General features: G+C 72.7%; 14 protein-coding genes, 1 tRNA gene, 1 pseudogene and 1 riboswitch. Of the genes and pseudogenes, 7 read left to right on the top strand and 9 right to left on the bottom strand.

The features are described from left to right. Window positions 1-208: 208 nt before the first annotated feature. The 6 genes from ACGF07_RS22070 to ACGF07_RS22045 form a co-directional block, all read right to left on the bottom strand. Window positions 209-1,018 (bottom strand): ABC transporter ATP-binding protein, encoded by an 810-nt coding sequence (locus tag ACGF07_RS22070; RefSeq protein ID WP_392901346.1) that lies wholly within the window; start codon window positions 1,016-1,018, stop codon window positions 209-211. Beyond that, window positions 1,011-1,952, bottom strand: coding sequence for an ABC transporter permease (locus ACGF07_RS22065; RefSeq protein WP_392901344.1), 942 nt, complete (start codon window positions 1,950-1,952; stop codon window positions 1,011-1,013). Before ACGF07_RS22065 ends, ACGF07_RS22070 begins: the two co-directional genes overlap by 8 nt. 143 nt (window positions 1,953-2,095) lie before the next feature. Beyond that, the gene (locus ACGF07_RS22060; RefSeq protein ID WP_392901342.1) at window positions 2,096-3,022 is read right to left on the bottom strand and encodes a glycosyltransferase family 2 protein; all 927 of its coding nucleotides are present in this window, start codon (window positions 3,020-3,022) and stop codon (window positions 2,096-2,098) included. Continuing rightward, the gene (locus ACGF07_RS22055) at window positions 3,019-3,756 is read right to left on the bottom strand and encodes a CDP-alcohol phosphatidyltransferase family protein (protein WP_392901415.1); all 738 of its coding nucleotides are present in this window, start codon (window positions 3,754-3,756) and stop codon (window positions 3,019-3,021) included. Before ACGF07_RS22055 ends, ACGF07_RS22060 begins: the two co-directional genes overlap by 4 nt. An 88-nt stretch (window positions 3,757-3,844) precedes the next feature. Continuing rightward, on the bottom strand, window positions 3,845-4,906 hold the full coding sequence (locus tag ACGF07_RS22050) for an iron-containing alcohol dehydrogenase family protein (RefSeq protein ID WP_350744185.1): 1,062 nt from the start codon (window positions 4,904-4,906) through the stop codon (window positions 3,845-3,847). Next, window positions 4,894-5,649, bottom strand: coding sequence for a phosphocholine cytidylyltransferase family protein (locus ACGF07_RS22045; protein ID WP_350744184.1), 756 nt, complete (start codon window positions 5,647-5,649; stop codon window positions 4,894-4,896). Before ACGF07_RS22045 ends, ACGF07_RS22050 begins: the two co-directional genes overlap by 13 nt. A 487-nt stretch (window positions 5,650-6,136) precedes the next feature. Here ACGF07_RS22045 and idi point away from each other — a divergent pair, with 487 nt between their 5' ends. Further along, window positions 6,137-6,802, top strand: a complete 666-nt coding sequence (gene idi / locus ACGF07_RS22040; RefSeq protein ID WP_350744183.1) for an isopentenyl-diphosphate Delta-isomerase — start codon at window positions 6,137-6,139, stop codon at window positions 6,800-6,802. A 125-nt stretch (window positions 6,803-6,927) separates the two neighbouring features. Here idi and ACGF07_RS22035 read toward each other — a convergent pair whose 3' ends face one another. Then, window positions 6,928-7,416, bottom strand: coding sequence for an ATP-binding protein (locus ACGF07_RS22035; protein ID WP_350744182.1), 489 nt, complete (start codon window positions 7,414-7,416; stop codon window positions 6,928-6,930). A 430-nt stretch (window positions 7,417-7,846) separates the two neighbouring features. Here ACGF07_RS22035 and ACGF07_RS22030 point away from each other — a divergent pair. Together ACGF07_RS22030 and ACGF07_RS22025 are read left to right on the top strand one after the other, a co-directional pair. Beyond that, window positions 7,847-7,931 (top strand) — tRNA-Leu (locus ACGF07_RS22030). Between the two features lie 359 nt (window positions 7,932-8,290). Then, window positions 8,291-9,955 carry an APC family permease gene (locus ACGF07_RS22025; protein WP_350744181.1) on the top strand — a complete coding sequence of 555 codons (1,665 nt, stop codon included), beginning with the start codon at window positions 8,291-8,293 and terminating at the stop codon, window positions 9,953-9,955. A 121-nt stretch (window positions 9,956-10,076) separates the two neighbouring features. Here the strand turns inward: ACGF07_RS22025 and ACGF07_RS22020 are convergent, their stop codons facing one another. Beyond that, entirely contained in the window at window positions 10,077-11,066 is a 990-nt protein-coding gene (locus ACGF07_RS22020; RefSeq protein WP_392901339.1) for a class I SAM-dependent methyltransferase, read from the bottom strand. Between the two features lie 383 nt (window positions 11,067-11,449). Here ACGF07_RS22020 and ACGF07_RS22015 point away from each other — a divergent pair, with 383 nt between their 5' ends. Then, complete coding sequence (locus ACGF07_RS22015; protein ID WP_392901337.1) at window positions 11,450-11,986, top strand: DUF6624 domain-containing protein; 537 nt, start codon at window positions 11,450-11,452, stop codon at window positions 11,984-11,986. A 130-nt stretch (window positions 11,987-12,116) separates the two neighbouring features. Next, a complete protein-coding gene (locus ACGF07_RS22010) occupies window positions 12,117-13,544 on the top strand; it encodes an aldehyde dehydrogenase family protein (protein WP_392901335.1) in 1,428 nt (475 codons plus the stop codon). 48 nt (window positions 13,545-13,592) lie between these two features. Here ACGF07_RS22010 and ACGF07_RS22005 read toward each other — a convergent pair whose 3' ends face one another. After that, complete coding sequence (locus ACGF07_RS22005; protein WP_392901333.1) at window positions 13,593-15,059, bottom strand: glycine hydroxymethyltransferase; 1,467 nt, start codon at window positions 15,057-15,059, stop codon at window positions 13,593-13,595. A 20-nt stretch (window positions 15,060-15,079) separates the two neighbouring features. Next, window positions 15,080-15,175, bottom strand: a riboswitch (ZMP/ZTP riboswitch). Window positions 15,176-15,430: 255 nt separating this feature from the next. Here ACGF07_RS22005 and ACGF07_RS22000 point away from each other — a divergent pair. Both ACGF07_RS22000 and ACGF07_RS21995 read left to right on the top strand, forming a co-directional pair. Continuing rightward, window positions 15,431-15,870: pseudogene (locus ACGF07_RS22000) on the top strand (cytidine deaminase); the annotation flags it as partial. Window positions 15,871-16,012: 142 nt separating this feature from the next. Then, window positions 16,013-16,576, top strand: a complete 564-nt coding sequence (locus ACGF07_RS21995) for an EF-hand domain-containing protein (protein ID WP_392901331.1) — start codon at window positions 16,013-16,015, stop codon at window positions 16,574-16,576. The last annotated feature ends 135 nt before the right edge of the window (window positions 16,577-16,711 follow it).

Raw genomic sequence — 16,711 nt, 5'->3', positions numbered from 1 at the left:
AGCGCGGGCGTCACGTACGGCACACCACCCCCGCGCCTTACAGCCTGACACCACGGGCCGCGCCCGAGAAGAGCGCCCCGCCCGGCGGCGGTGGCGCTCACCCCCGCGGCGGCGGGCCACCCGGGGGACCGCAGGCACGCACGCCGAAGGGCCGGCTCCGGAGTATTCCGGGGCCGGCCCTCCACCGCCAGCGGATTCCGGTGCGGCGCTACGGGCGCTCGCCGCGCTCGTAGCGGCCGACGACCTCGTCGGTCGGACCGTCCATGACCAGCTCGCCGGCCTCGATCCAGATGGTCCGCTCGCAGACCTCGCGGATCGAGTTGTTGTCGTGGCTGACCAGGAAGACCGTACCGGCCGAGCCGCGCAGCTCGTCGATGCGGCGCTTGCTGCGCTGCTGGAAGGCCTGGTCACCGGTGGCCAGGGCCTCGTCGATCAGCAGCACGTCGTGGGTCTTGGCGGCGGCGATCGAGAACCGCAGGCGGGCACCCATGCCGGAGGAGTAGGTGCGCATCGGCAGGGAGATGAAGTCGCCCTTGTCGTTGATGCCGGAGAAGTCGACGATCTCCTGGTAGCGCGCCTTCACCTGGGCCGGGGTCATGCCCATCGCCAGGCAGCCCAGGACGACGTTGCGCTCGCCGGTGAGCTCGTTCATCAGGGCCGCGTTGACACCCAGCAGCGAGGGCTGGCCGTTGGTGTAGATGCCGCCCTTCTCGGTCGGCAGCAGGCCCGCGATGGCGGCCAGCATGGTCGACTTGCCGGAGCCGTTGGAGCCGATCAGGCCGATCGCCTCGCCCTTGTACGCGGTGAAGCTGATGCCCTTCACCGCGTGCACCTCGCGCACGCCGGCGGCGCGCTTGCGGCTGAGGATGCGGCTCAGCGCCGAGGTGGCGCTGCCCTTGCCGGAGCCGGCGCCGTGCACCCGGTAGACGATGTGCACGTCGTCGACGACGACGGTGGGCTCGCGGGCGACCTTGGTGTCCGCGATGGTGTCGCGCTTGCTCAGATCGGTGTCAGCCACGGCCGTACTCCTCCTCGGCCTTCCAGAAGAAGACGTATCCGACGACGAAGATGCCGACACCCCAGGCAAGGCCGTACGCCCACTGGTGCGGCGGCAGCGACTGGTGCACGGACTGGTGCTTGTTGTAGATGACCGGCGCGAGGGCGTGCCGGAGCAGGTTCATGTAGACCGAGGCCGGGTTGATGTTGCAGATCACCTGGATGTAGTGCGGCCACCCGGAGACCCGGTCCTGGATGCTGAACATCACGCCGGACAGGAACATCCAGGCCCGCATCACGAACGGGATCAGCTGGGAGATGTCGCTGGTCTTGGCGCCGATCCGGGCGAAGATCAGCGAGACGCCGGTGTTGAACAGCGTCTGCAGGAGCAGCGCCGGGATGACCAGCACCCAGGTCTTGCCCGGCTTGATGCCCGCCGCCAGCACGGTGACGACCAGCACCACCATCGAGATCAGCAGCTGCTGAAGCTGGATCACGGTGAAGGCGATCGGCAGGCTGGCGCGCGGGAAGTGCAGCGCCCGGATCAGGCCCAGGTTGTCGGAGATCGCCCGGGTGCCGGACTGCACCGCGTTCTGGGTGAACTGGAAGACGAAGACGCCGATGCAGAGCCAGGCGATGTAGGTGTTCCCGGGGAAGCCCTCCTTGCTGGCCAGGATGACGCCGAAGACCAGGTAGAACACGCCGCAGTTGAGCAGCGGGGTCACGACCTGCCACAGCTGGCCCAGCTTGGCGTCCGTGTACTGGGCCACCAGGCGGGCGGTGGCGAACGCCCAGATGAAGTGGCGCCGGGCCCAGAGCTGCTTGGTGTACGCGAACAGACCCGGTCGGGCACCGCTCACCGACAGCCCGTACTTGTCCGCAAGCTGCTTGGGGGTCAGGCCCGCGTCCGCCCCCGTCGGGGCTGAGAGGCTGACGGGTTCACTCACTGTCGACACATTCGTCCTTCACGCGGGATCGGTCGGGGCGGCCGGTCGGCGGGGGGTCCGCCGGCCTTGCGCCGATGGGGATCCACAGGGATCACGGGGGGAGTCCGGCCGGTAAGTGGTCACCAGCCGTGGCGATCGAGCACCTGATCAAATCAGATGATCGGAGGTCGTCCCATCTTGGTCAGTCGCCAGACGGTACGCCATCGCATGGGCCTCCGCTGACCGCAGGGCTCGCGGAAGCCCGCCCGGAAACCGCCGAGCCAGGCCTTCAGTCCCTCGGCGGAGGGACGTCGGGCCAGGGTCAGCAGGAACCAGGTTCCCAGATAGAGAGGCACCAACGGGGCCGGAAGGTTCCGCCTCGCGAGCCAGACCCTGTTACGGGCCACGTTGTGGAAGTAGGCGGCGTGCCGGGCCGGCGAGGTGGCCGGGTGGTGCAGCACCACGTCCGCCCGGTAGTCGATGGCCCAGCCCGCGTCCAGCGCGCGCCACGCGAGGTCGGTCTCCTCGTGGGCGTAGAAGAACTCGGCGGGCAGCTGCCCGGCCTGCTCGAACACCGTGCAGCGCACCGCGCTCGCGCCGCCCAGGAAGGTGGTCACCCGGGAGGAGCGCATCGGGTCGCTGGCGCGCAGCCGGGGGACATGCCGGCGCTGGGTGACCCCGGTGTCCGGGTCCTCGATCCGGAACGAGACGATGCCCAGCTCCGGATCGGCCGTGAAGGCCTCGCGCAGCAGCCGGGCCGAGTCGGTGCGCGGCAGCAGCCCGTCGTCGTCCAGGAAGAGCACGGCGTCCACGTCCCGGCCGTTGGGCCCGAACAGCTCGATGCCGACGTTGCGCCCGCCCGGGATGCCGAGGTTCTCCGGCAGCACGACGCTGCGCACGCCCTCCGGCAGCGGGGGCAGCTCGGCGCCCTGGCCGACCACGGCGATCTCGACGGCCGGGCCCTCCTGGGCGCGGACGGACTCGATCAGGGCGGCCAGCTCGGCGGGGCGGTTGCCCATCGTGATGATGACGGCGCCGAGGCGGAAGCGCTCCGCCGCGGTGGCCGGGCCGGACGTCGCGGGGGTGGTGGAAGTGGTCATCGCAACCTGCTCGAAAGGACGATGCTCAACAGGTGGAGCACGGTCTGCAGCATGGCGATCGCCGCCAGCACCACGACCGCGAGCCGGGTGAGGAACAGCCCGCCGTGGACGGCATCGGCGGTCCCGGCCGCCAGGATGAACAGCGAGGCCTCGACCGCGCCGACCAGGCGGTGGAACTTCAGGAAGGACGCCGCGCGGCGGGCCTTGGCGACCGAGGACGAGCGCGGCACCGAGGCGCTGTCCTCGACGGCCGTCATGCCGCTGCGGGCCCGGGCCACGTCCACCAGGTCCGTCTCGGACTTGATCAGGATGGCGCCGAGGGCGGCCAGCGTGCCCAGGAACGCCCACTCCCAGTGGGAGCCGTGGCCCTCGCGGTGCAGCAGGTCGGTGGCGCGCAGGCCGAGGCCGGTCAGCAGCGCCGCCTCGGACATGTAGTGGCCGACCCGGTCCAGGTAGACGCCGGTGAGCGAGGTCTGCCGGCGCCAGCGGGCGACCTCGCCGTCCACGCAGTCCAGCAGCAGGTAGACCTGGATCAGCAGGGCGCCCAGGACCGCCCCGGCGATGCCGGGGACGACCAGCGCGGCACCGGCCAGGATGCCGGTGAACATCATCAGGTACGTCAGGCCGTTGGGCGTGATCGCCGTCATGGTGGACAGCACGCGGGTGATCCGCAGCGAGATCTTCCGCATGTACAGGCGTCCGGCCCAGTGCTCGGCGCTGCGGCGCTGGAGCATGCCCTCGGGGTGGATCACCGCGCGCAGTTCCTCGATCGAGGGCCGGCGGGTCAGGTCCACCGGGGGCCGCGCGCCTGCGGTGGAGGGGTCAGCTGTTGACGGCTTGGACATAGTCGGCGTACGCGTCCCTGATTGCGGAGGGGGAGAGGTCGAGGTGTTCCAGGATGGTGAAGCGCCCGGGGCGGGTGTTCGGAGCGTAGTGCACCGCCTCCGTGAACTCCGCTTCGGTGAAGCCGATCTGAGCTGCGGTCACCGGCAGCCCGTGGCTCGCCAGGCGTTCCACGATCAGACCGGTCAGCTCGCGCTCGCCCCGCAGGAAGCTGGCGAACGCTGCGCCGAGGCCCACCTGTTCGCCGTGCTGGGCGGAACGCTTGGGGTACAGCACGTCCAGGGCGTGCGAGATCTCGTGACAGGCACCCGAGGAGGGCCGGGTGCTGCCTGCGATGTTCATCGCGATGCCGGACAGTACCAGGGCTTCCGCGAGGGCCGTCAGGAGGTCCTGATCCTGCGTGTTCCCCGGGTGCCGCAGCAGGTTCTCGCCCGCCGAGCGGGCCATCGCCACGGCCAGCCCGTCCACCGGTTCGCCGGTGACGGCGTGCGACAACTCCCAGTCCGCGCAGGCGGAGATGTTCGAGACGACGTCCCCGACGCCGGCCGCCACGAAGCGCGGGGGCGCCTGCCGGATCACGTCCAGGTCGACGATGATGCCGATCGGGCTGGGCACCCCGTAGGAGCCCCGGCCGGCGTCGTTGTCGAGGGTGGAGACCGGCGAGCAGATGCCGTCGTGGGCGAGGTTGGTGGCGACGGCGACCACGGGCAGGCCGACCCGGGCGGCGGCGTACTTGGCCGCGTCGATGATCTTGCCGCCGCCGAGGCCGACGACCGCGTCGTAGTGCTTGCCGCGCATCTCCTCGGCGAAGCGCACCGCGCTGTCGAGGCTGCCGTCGTCCACGTTGTACCAGTCGGCGCCGGGCAGCGCGGGCTCCAGGCGCTCCCGCATGGCGGCCCCCGAGCCGTTGCTGATCGCCACCGCGATCCGGCCCGAGGCCGACAGCCGCTGGTCCGCGAGGATGCCGCCGAGCGCGTCCAGCGCGCCCGGGCGGATCTCCGCGAACAGCGGCGAGGGGACCAGTCGGGTCAGTACTGGCACGCGATCTCCCGCGCCTTCGCCAGGTCGTCGTGGTTGTCGACCTCGACCCAGGACACCTCGCCGATCGGCTGGACGTCGATCCGCAGGCCCCGGTCGACCATCTCCTGGTAGCCGTCCTCGTAGTACAGCTGCGGGTCGCGCTCGTAGGTGGCGCGCAGCGCGTCGGTCAGGTCGGCGGCGGCGGCGGGGTTGATCACGGTGACGCCGATGTACTCGCCGGTCGCCTCGGCCGGGTCCATCAGCTTGGTGATCCGGCGCATGCCGGCGACCGGGTCGACGACGACCTTCATCTCCTCGTCGGCGAGCTTCTTCACCGTGTCGAGGGCGAGGAGCACGCCGGGGGCCCGGCCCTCCTCGACGAGTCGCCGGTTCCCCTCCAGCACGGTGCGCTGGACGGAGGCCGGGTGGACGGTGTCGCCGTTGGCCAGCAGCAGGCCCTCGGAGAACAGCTCGCGGGCGCACCAGAGCGAGTAGGCGTTGTTCCACTCCTCGGCCTTGTCGTTCTCGACCAGGTGCAGCTTGACGCCGTACGCGCGCTCCAGCGCGTCCTTGCGGTCGTACACCGCCTCCTTGCGGTAGCCGACGACGATCGCCGCCTCGCGCAGTCCGACCTCGGCGAAGTTGCCCAGGGTGAGGTCCAGGACGGTCCGCTCCCCGTCGACCGGCACCAGCGCCTTGGGCAGGGTGTCGGTGTACGGGCGCAGCCGGCGGCCGGCGCCGGCTGCCAGAACGAGGCCGATCATGCGGGGTCTCCTGATCCGTCGTGCGTCGAGCTGTGCGCGCGGGATGTGCCGACGGGCCGGCGGCGCTGCGGTGCGCCGGAGCGGTGTCGGACCGGGCCCGGCGGCGGCGCGCCGGACCGGCACAGATCCGGGCAGCGTGTCGCTAGTGATGGTAGGCGACCCGGAACGATCCGCCCGAACGAGCCCGGTGGCGGTCAGGTGACGGTGGGGTGCCAGTGCCGTGATCGAACGCCCCCCGAACGCGTTCCGAACGGTTCTGCGAACGGAATGACCCTTCCGGGGAGGTCCCGGGACCTTCCACGCCCGGATCGGAACTCCTCCGGGTCATGATCCGCCCGGTTGTGCGTGGGACCCTTTCCGACCGCCACCCATACGGCAGACTGGAGCCCGACGCCGGCGCCGGTACCCCCGCTGTGTCCTCTGCACTCCGCCCGGTGCACACGACGCACCCGATGCTCCCGTTGCTCACGCTCCCGAAAGAGGCCTCATGCCCCAGAGTCTGCCGACCGAACCGACCCACTTCGACGCCGAGATCGACACCGGTCTCAACGTGGAGACAGACGTGGCGGTCGACCCGCGGGGCCTGTCCACCACCCCTGCGGGCACCCCTGCGGGCACCGAGATCCTGCTGGAGCTGGTCGACGACGAGGGCGTCACGATCGGTACCGCCGAGAAGCTCTGGGCCCACCAGCAGCCGGGCCGGCTGCACCGGGCCTTCTCGGTGTTCCTCTTCGACCGCCAGGGCCGGATGCTGCTGCAGCGCCGCGCCCTCGGCAAGTACCACTCCCCCGGCGTCTGGTCGAACACCTGCTGCGGGCACCCGTACCCGGACGAGCCGCCGTTCGTCGCCGCCGCCCGGCGCACCGCCGAGGAACTGGGCGTCGCACCGGCGCTGCTCTGCGAGGCGGGGACGGTCCGCTACGACCTGCCGGACGAGGCCTCCGGCCTGATCGAGCGGGAGTGGAACCACCTCTTCGTGGGCCTGGTCACCGCGCCGGTCGAGGCCAACCCGGACGAGGTGGACGACCACGCCTTCGTGACCGCGCAGGAACTGCGGGAGCTGCGGGCCGAGCGGCCGTTCTCGGTGTGGTTCGAGACGGTCTTCGACGCGGCGCTGCCGGGGATCCGGGAGATCGCCGGGCGGGACTGGTAGGGCCGGCGCGGGAGGCGTCTGCTCCGGCCGGGCGCGCCGCGCCGCGCCGGGCGCCGGAGGTCCCGCTCCGGCGGGCGCTCCCGCCGGGCGCCGGGCCGGCGGCCGTACCCCCTCGCGGGTGGCCGTCAGGGCGCCGGCTCCGGGGGGACGGGCAGCGACGCCCAGATGACCTTGCCGCCCTCCCCCGTGCGTTCGACGTCGCACACCCCGCCGGCCTGCAGGGTGACGCTCTTCACCAGCAGCAGGCCGCGGCCGCCGGTGCGGCCGGTGTCGGACTCCAGCGCCTTGGGCCGGTACGGGTCGCCGTCCTCGACGGACACCCGCACCCAGCCCCGCCGCACCGACAGCTCCGTGGTCACCTCGGGTGAGAGCTCGGCGGCGTGCGTCACCGCGTTGCTGACCAGCTCTGAGACGATCAGCAGCAGGTCGTCCACCAGCTCCTGGTAGCGGACGCCGGTCATGCCCTGGGCCAGCAGCCGGTCCCGTACCGCGTGGCGGGTCCGCGGCACGGAGGCCCCCTCGGCGGGCACCCGGAAGCGCCAGACCCCCTCGGCGGGGCCGTTGTGGCCGCCGCGTCTCGGCTCGGCCTCCGTCGTTCCGCTGCTCTGCTCCACGTTCAGCCGCCCTTCAGTCCGCGACCCGGGAATCAGGCGATCCGCTCATGGCGCCCTCGGTCCCCAGAGGCTAGGAGAGCGGTCGGCGCAGGCGTGGCACCGGCGACAACTTGCCCGTGTCGGATCGATTCGGACCGATGGCGATCGCATGCGGAGTCGAAACCGACCGCTCGCTTGGCGCTCACCGCCGCTTTCGGCCGCCGTTCGAGCAGTCCGGCGAGCTGTCCCGGCCACGCCGGCCGGTCCGGCCGGGCGGGACGTCCCCGTCGGCCAGGGGACGGGCGGGCCCGTCGGCCGCGGACCGGGGCGGCAGGCGGGGCGCTGCCGCCGCCGGGGACGAGGAAACGCAGGTGAGAAGCACTCCAGAACCCTGGTAATGTTCTCTCTGTCGCCGAGGGGGCGAGAGAAACTCCCCCGGAGCACACACCCCGTCCGGGTGGCGGAATGGCAGACGCGCTAGCTTGAGGTGCTAGTGCCCTTTATCGGGCGTGGGGGTTCAAGTCCCCCCTCGGACACAGCCGAATTCCCCGTGGGATCCGAAAGGAACCCGCGGGGAATTTCCTTTTCCCGGCCCCGCCCGGGTGCTGGCCGGCCGTGGCCGCCGGGCCGGCCCCGGCCCGGCCCCGGTTCGCCCCGGCTCGCCCCCGGCGGCAGGCCGATCCACCGCCCGTCGCGGTGTGGCGCAGGTCTCGCCACACGGGCCGTCCCGTCCGGAAACCGGACACGAGATGGCAACGATCGGGCGGCTTGAGCTTCCCCTGAGGTATTCGCCCCATTTAGGACCATAGGCTTCTGGGGTTTGTCCGGAATACCGACTCAAAACCGTAAAAGCTCCGACACCACCCGATGAACCCCGAGCGAGAGGACCGATACGTTGAGTGAGCCCCGATCGTCGACGGCATCACATCAGAACTACCGCCGATCGCTCGGCACCATCAGCCTGACCGCGGTCGGGCTGGGGTCGATCATCGGTTCCGGCTGGTTGTTCGGTGCCGAGCGGGCGGCCAAGCTGGCCGGCCCCGCCTCGATCCTGGCCTGGGTGATCGGCGCCGCCGTGGCGCTGACCATCGCCCTCACCTACAGCGAGCTGGGCTCGATGTTCCCCAAGGCCGGCGGCATGGTCCGGTACGGCCAGTACTCGCACGGCTCGCTGGCCGGCTACCTGGCCGCCTGGGCCAACTGGATCGCCATCGTCTCGGTCATCCCGGGTGAGGCCACCGCCTCGGTGCAGTACATGAGCTCCTGGCACTTCGGCTGGGCCAAGGGGCTGTACGACGGCCAGGAACTCAGCGTCAGCGGTGTGGCGCTCGCCAGCGTCCTGCTGATCGTCTACTTCGCGCTGAACTGGTTCGCCATCACGCTCTTCGCCAAGACCAACACGGCGATCACCGTCTTCAAGGTCGTCGTGCCGACGCTGACCGCCGGCGCGCTGCTGTTCGCGCACTTCGACTCCGCCCACTTCACCGACCACGGCGGCTTCGCGCCGAACGGCTGGAGCGCGGTCTTCACCGCCGTGGCGGTCTCCGGCATCGTCTGGGCCTTCAACGGCTTCCAGTCCCCGCTCAACCTGGCCGGCGAGGCCCGTGACCCGGGCAAGTCGCTGCCGAAGGCCGTCATCGGCTCGATCCTGATCGCCCTGGTGATCTACGTCGCGCTGCAGATCGCCTTCCTGGGGGCGATCCCGAGCGGCGACCTGTCCAAGGGCTGGAGCAGCCTCGCCTACACCTCGCCGCTGGCCGACCTGGCCATCGCCTGGGGCCTGAACTGGCTGGCCGTCCTGCTGTACGCGGACGCCTTCATCTCGCCCTCCGGCACCGGCATGATCTACGCCGCGACCACCTCGCGCATGATCCACGGCGTCCAGGAGAACGGCCACCTGCCGAAGGTGTTCGGCAAGGTCGACGCCAAGACCGGCATCCCGCGTCCGGCGCTGGTGCTGAACCTGGTGGTGGCCTTCCTGTTCCTCGCGGTCTTCCGCGGCTGGGGCTCGCTCGCCGAGATCGTCTCGGTGGCCACCGTGATCTCGTACATCACCGGCCCGGTCGCCGTGATGGCGCTGCGCCGCCTCGCCCCGGACCTGAAGCGGCCGGTCCGGCTGCGGGCCATGCCGGTGATCGCGCCGGTCGCCATGGTCTTCGGCTCGCTGGTCCTCTACTGGGCCCGCTGGCCGCTCACCGGCAAGGTCATCCTGCTGATGGCCGCCGGCCTGCCGATCTGGGCCTGGTACGAGCTGCGCAAGCCGTTCGTCGAGCTGAAGCCGCACCTGAAGGCGGGCGCCTGGATGGTCGCCTACCTGTTCGTGATGGCCGGGATCTCCTGGGCCGGCAGCACCGACTTCGGCGGCCAGGGCTACCTGCCCGAGGGCTGGGACCTGCTGATCGTCGCCGTGATCGGGCTGGCCTTCTACTACTGGGGTGTCGCCAGCGCCTGGAACAACCCCTCGCTGGACGACGTGCGCCGGGAGCTGGCGGCCGAGGAGGCCGCGGCAGCGTCCGGTGCGGCGGAGGGCGCCGGGGCCGCGGAGCCTTCGCGGGCCTGAGCGCGCGCAGCGGGATCGAAGGGCCGGTCGGGGTTTCCGACCGGCTCTTCGGCGTTCCGGGTGCAGGAGGGCGGACGGCGGCGTTCGACCCACGGGTGCGGGATCCGCCGGCCGTCGGCGGTCAGCGCCGGCGGGCGCGGCGGATGGCTGACGTGACGACCGGCGGGAGCAGGTCGCGGGCGGCGCGCTTGGCGACGTTGACCGGGCGGCGCGCTTCGGCGGCGCGGGCCCGGCGGGCCGCGAGGTCGAGCGCCGCCTCGTCCTGGCGGGCACGAGCGTTCCGGCGGGCCTCCTCCGCCGAGCGCGCGGCGGCCTCGGCGGCCAGTCGCGCCTGGTGGCGGGAGCCGCGGAACGGCCGGATGCCCTCCGAGCTGCCGGTCATCCGCAGCAGCTGCCGGCCGTTGAGGGTCTCGGCGCTCAGGTGGCAGCCGGCCGCGAGGTCCACCCGATCGAGCAGCTCGCGTTGGAACGGCTCCGGATCACCCCAGGTGCCGTAGAACTTGCACTCGGTGAGCATGATCGGGTTGAGGCCGCGGTTGAACACCGCCTCCCAGGTCGCGGCGGCCACCCCGGGGGTGTGCTGGGAGCGGTAGTCGTCCAGCACCACCACGCCCTGCGGTTGCAGCGCGGTCCGGGCCACGTCGAGGTCGCCCACCACGTGCTCGTAGAGGTGCGAGGCGTCGATGTGGACGAAGCGGTACGCGCCGGCCGGGATCCGCCCGCCGGCGAGGACGGAGGTCGGTGCCTGGATGATCTCCGGCAGTTCGTCGTGGAAGGCCAGGTAGTTGCACTCGAAGGCCGAGCGGGTGAGCGTCCTCCGGTAGGAGGTGGCCATCTCCTCGGAGTTCTCCTCGTCGGGCCCGTCCGAGTCGAAGAGGTCGCAGACGGTGAACGTCTCGCCCGGCTGGAGGTGCTCGCCGATCACGATGGCGCTGCGGCCCAGGTAGGCGCCCATCTCCAGCAGGTCGCCGGTGACGCCCTGCTTCTCCTGGCGCCCCAGGAACCAGTCGAAGGAGTGCCGGTCGTGGTCCCAGAACCACCCGGGAACGCCCTCCAGCACCGCCGGTTCGGCGGGCTGCCGGGACTCGTCCCTCAACGCTGTGTCGGTCACGGGATGCTCCTCCGGGTAAGGGTGGCCTGCGGAACTCGACCCACGTCTCGGCGCGGTGGCGGCGGCCCGTGCCGGCCCGCGGGAACGCGCCGGATCACCGGCCGTGTGCGAGCCGCCCCACCGTCGACAGTAGGCCCCACCACCCGGTCCGCTGCAATCTATGCGGCTCCCCCGGCCCGTCGCGGCTTCCGGACGGACGTGTCGCCGGCCCCGTCGCCGGCCGGCCGGAGAGGAACACGGCGTGGCGGCTGCGGCGACCGGTGTACGTCCATGGTGTCCCGCCGACTGCGCGCTGTCACCCGCCCCGGGGACGATCTTCGTCGCGATCTCCGCGCCTACGGTGGTGGCGGGCGGCCCGACCGGGGCCCGGAAGCGAGGAGCGGATGGACGTGACCGAAGCGCAGCGGGACGAGACCGACGCCCAGGACCTCGCCCTGGCGGCGGAGTTGACGGCGATGATGGCGGCGGACGGCGCCCACGCCCGGCTGGCGAACAGCCCCGATCTGGCCGAACAGGCGCGCTGGCGCCGGCTCACCGCCCGGCACGGGGACCGGCTGGCGGAGATCATGGCCGAGCACGGCTGGCCGACCGAGCGGAGCGTCGGCGCCGAGGCCGCCCGGGCGGCCTGGTTGATCGCCCAGCACGCCGACCGTCAACTGGACGTCCAGCGGCGGGCGGTGGCCCTGATGACCGAGGCCGTGGCGAGCGGCGCGGCGAGCGCCCGGGACCTGGCCTTCCTGGAGGACCGGCTGGCCGTCAACGAGGGACGCGAGCAGCGCTACGGCACGCAGATCGGCGCGGTCGCCGACGGCCGCCCGGTGCCGTGGCCGTGCGAGGCCCCGGAGCGGCTGGACGAGCGCCGGGCGGAGGTCGGGATCGAACCGTTCGACGAGTACACCGCGCGGTTCGCCCCCGGGTGAGCGTCCGGCGGGCGCGGCGGGACCGGCTCTTGCGCACGGCCGTTCGGCCGCCTTGACTGAACGTCGACCAGCGCGGCTCCTTCGGCCCGCGCTGCTCGTCGCAGCCGCTGACCAGCTGAGAGGACGATCCGTGCAGGAGTACGCGGAGTACGGCGACCAGTACATCGACGGCGCCTGGCGGCCCTCCGGGGACCCGGGGTCGATCGCCGTGCTCAACCCGGCGACCGAGCAGGTGCTCGCCACCGTGGCGGCGGGCGGGGCGACCGATGTCGACGCCGCGGTGTCGGCGGCCCGCCGGGCGGCGCGGGCCTGGGGCGCCACCACCCGCGAGGAGCGGCTGGCACTGCTGACCCGGCTGCGGGACGGGATCGCCGCCGCCCAGGCGGAGATCACCTCGACCGTGGTCGCCGAACTGGGCGCCCCGGTCGGCTTCGCCGGGGCCGTGCACGCCGGACTGCCGCTGGCCGTGACCAGCTCCTACCTGACCCTGCTGGCCGAGCACCGCTTCGAGGAGCGGATCGGCAACTCGGTGGTGCTCGCCGAGCCGGCCGGGGTGGTCGCCGCCATCACGCCGTGGAACTACCCGCTGCACCAGATCACGGCGAAGGTCGTCCCGGCGTTGGCGGCCGGTTGCCCGGTGGTCCTCAAGCCGGCCGAGGACACCCCTTTGGTGGCCCGGCTGTTCGCCCGGCTGGTGGACGAAGCCAGCTTCCCCGCCGGGGTCTTCAACCTGGTGACCGGTACCGGCGCGGTGGCGGGCGCGGCGCTCGCGGCCCACCCGGAGGTGGACGTGCTGTCGTTCACCGGGTCCACCGCGGTCGGCCGGCAGGTCGCCGAGACGGCCGGGCGCGGGCTGAAGCGGGTCGCGCTGGAGCTGGGCGGCAAGTCCGCGAACGTGGTGCTGCCGGGCGCCGACCTGACCCGTGCGGTCAACGTGAACGTCGCCAACGTCTTCGCCAACTCCGGCCAGACGTGCAGTGCCTGGACCCGGCTGCTGGTGCACCGGGACCAGTACGAGGAGGCCGTCGCGATCGCCGCCAAGGCCGCCGAGAAGTACGTCCCGGGCGACCCCGCCGATCCGCAGACCAGGATCGGGCCGCTGGTCAACGCGAAGCAGCTCGAACGGGTGCGGGGCTACCTGGACGGCGCGCTCGCCGAGGGCGCCCGGCTGGTGGTCGGCGGCCCCGATCCGCTGCCCGGGCTGCCGGTCGGCTTCTACGTCCGTCCGACCGTCCTCGCCGACGTGACACCGGAGATGGCGGTGGCCCAGGAGGAGGTCTTCGGCCCGGTGCTGTCGATCCTGCCGTACCGGGACGAGGACCACGCCGCCGAGATCGCCAACGGCACCGTCTACGGCCTGGCGGGCGGTGTCTGGGCCGCGGACACCGACACCGCCGCCGCCTTCGCGCGCCGACTCGACACCGGCCAGGTCGACCTGAACGGCGGCCGGTTCAACCCGCTGGCGCCGTTCGGCGGTTACAAGAGCTCCGGCCTCGGCCGCGAGCTGGGCCGGCACGGCCTGGAGGAGTTCCTCCAGTACAAGTCGCTGCAGTACTAGCCCGGTGGGGGCTGTCGGGCGGTCGGGCCCGGCAGCCCCCGGCCGGCGTCAGACCAGCTCGACGCCCGGGTACAGCGGGAAGGGCGCGAGCAGGTCCGCGGCGCGCTTGGCGACGCCGTCGCGCAGGGACTCGTCGAGGGTGTAGTGCGCCTTGGAGGGGCTGCCGTTGGCACCGGCGGCGGGAGCGGTGGCGCGCAGCACGGTGTCGATCAGGGCGGCGATCTCGTCCATCTCGGCGGTGCCCAGGCCCCGGGTGGTCAGGGCCGGGGTGCCCAGGCGCACGCCCGAGGTGTACCAGGCGCCGTTCGGGTCCAGCGGGACGGAGTTGCGGTTGGTGACGATGCCCGAGTCGAGCAGGGCGGCCTCCGCCTGACGTCCCGTCAGGCCGTAGCCGGAGACGTCGGCGAGCACCAGGTGGTTGTCGGTGCCGCCGGTGACCAGCGTGCCGCCGCGGCGCAGCAGGCCGTCGGCGAGCGCCCGGGCGTTGTCCACCACCGCGCGGGCGTAGGCCCGGAACTCCGGGCGGCGGGCCTCGGCGAGGGCGACGGCCTTGGCGGCCATCACGTGCGACAGCGGGCCGCCGAGCACCAGCGGGCAACCGCGGTCGACGTGTTCGGCCAGCTCGGCGTTGCTCAGCACCATGCCGCCGCGCGGGCCGCGCAGGGACTTGTGGGTGGTCGTGGTGACGATGTGGGCGTGCGGCACCGGGTCGTGGTCGCCGGTGAGCACCTTGCCGGCGACCAGGCCGGCGAAGTGCGCCATGTCGACCATCAGGGTCGCGCCGACCTCGTCGGCGATCTCGCGCATCCGGGCGAAGTCGACCAGGCGCGGGTAGGCCGAGTAACCGGCCACGATGATCAGCGGGCGGAACTCGCGGGCGGTCTCCCGCAGCGCGTCGTAGTCGATCAGGCCGGTGGCCGGGTCGGTGCCGTAGCTGCGCTGCTCGAACATCTTGCCCGAGATGTTGGGCCGGAAGCCGTGGGTGAGGTGGCCGCCGGTGTCCAGGGACATGCCCAGCATGCGCTGGTTGCCGAGGTCCTGGCGCAGCCGGGCCCAGTCCTGCTCGGTGAGGTCGTTGACGTTGCGGACCCGCGCCCGCTCCAGGGCGGGGCTCTCGACCCGCTGGGAGAGGACGGCCCAGAAGGCGGTGAGGTTGGCGTCGATGCCGGAGTGCGGCTGGACGTAGGCGTGCTGGGCGCCGAACAGTTCCCGGGCGTGCTCGGCGGCGATGGCCTCGACGGTGTCCACGTTGCGGCAGCCGGCGTAGAAGCGGCGGCCGACGGTGCCCTCGGCGTACTTGTCGCTGAGCCAGTTGCCCATGGCGAGCAGGACGGCCGGCGAGGCGTAGTTCTCACTGGCGATCAGCTTGAGGGAGGCGCGCTGGTCCTCCAGTTCCCGGCCGATGGCGGCGGCGATCCGCGGTTCGACGCCGGCCACGACGTCCAGGGCGCTGCGGAAGGCGGTGTCGGCCGCGGGGGCGGCGGCGGTGTGGGGGGTCTGCGGGGGCTGGGCCATGGCGGTCTCCTGACGGCGATGCGGGGGGCCCAGGCGCTCGGCAACTCGACGTGAGGTTCACGGGACCGCTTCCCGATGGTCGATTCCATCCCCACGCGCCAGTCGCGGTCCACCGGGATCGTACCAACACGGCGGGGACCGGCGCGGGGGTCTCAGCATGCGGTACGGGCAGGTCCGGGCGGGGCGTCCGGGCGGGTGCCCGGACCGGGCGGTGGGGCGCCGGGGGCGGGGCGGGAGGCGGCTCCGCGCGGAGGAGTGGGAGAAGTGGCGCGACGACGGGCCGCACGGCCGTGATCGAGGCGTGTGAGGTCGGCCCCGTCTCGATCCGGTTCGGCCGGTTCCATCCCTTCGGCCCGGGAGGACCGGCGGCCATGTCCGGCATCGGTCATGCGGCTGACGATCACGCGGAGGTCGACGGAAAGACCGACGGAGAGGTCGACGCGGAACTCGTCGCGGCGGCCCGGGCGGTGGCCGAGCGGTACGCGCGGGGCGACGACCGCACCGTGGCGGCGGCCGGCCGCAACGCCGACGGCCGGATCTTCACGGCCGTGAACGTCCACCACTTCACCGGCGGCCCGTGCGCGGAGCTGGTGCTCATCGGGGCGGCGGCCGGGCAGGGAGCCTACGGCCTGACCACGGTGGTGGCCTTCGCCGACGAGGGGCGCGGGTGGTGCCGCCGTGCGGGCGCTGCTGCCAGGTGCTGCTGGACTACTTCCCTGGGGCGCGGGTCATCGTCGAGCGGCACGGCCGGCTGGGCGCCCTGCCGGTGTCGGACCTGCTCCCGGTGGCGTACGTCCGGGCCGACCGGCAGAGCGGCTGGGCCGGGGCCGCCGGCCTCGCGGTTCACCCCCCGGTTCGACTGCGCGAGCGGGCTCGAGGCATTAGCGTGCTGGCGACGCGACATCCCCTGTGCGCGTCCCTGGAGCCGCGGAAATCCCCACCGGAGGGGCCCTGTGTCGGACGACCTGCTCATCGCGAAGATCAACCACGGCTTCGACCACCTCGACGCGGACGGGGACGGCCTGCTCACCGAGCGGGACCACGTGCTGATGGGCCAGTCGGTGGCCCGCTCGCTCGGCCACCGGGAGGGCTCGGAGGCGGAGGCCGTCATCGTCCGCGCCTACCTGACCATCTGGCACGACCTGCACCTCGCCGGGAAGCCCGCCGGGACGGAGGCGATCACGCGCCAGCAGTTCGTCGCCTCGACCGGCTCGCTCGCCGACGACCCGGAGGCCGCCCGGGAGATCCTGGGCTCGCTCGCCGAGGCCTTCCTCACCGTGGCCGACGCCGACCGCAGCGGGACGGTGGACGCCGGCGAGTTCTTCGTCTTCCAGCGCGGCCACTTCGCCGGCCTCAGCCGGGACGACGCCGACGAGGCCTTCCGCCACCTCGACCTCGACGGGGACGGCACGCTGTCGGCCGCCGAGTTCACCAGCGCGATCATCGAGTACTGGACCAGCCGCGACCCGGAGGCCCCGGGCAACTGGTGGACGGGCAAGCCGCCGTACGAGCGCTGACCGCGGGCGCCGAACGGACGCCGGACCGGCACGGGTCGCCCGCGGGCGCCGAACGGACGCCGGACCGGCACGGGTCGCCCGCGGGCGCCGAACGGACGCCGGACCGGCACGGGTCGCCCGCGGGCGCCGAACGGA

The organism is Kitasatospora sp. NPDC048194 (genome assembly GCF_043202455.1).
Taxonomy (GTDB): domain Bacteria; phylum Actinomycetota; class Actinomycetes; order Streptomycetales; family Streptomycetaceae; genus Kitasatospora.
The sequence above is the reverse complement of the archived record's forward strand: the minus strand, read 5'-3'. Positions and strand labels throughout refer to the sequence as shown.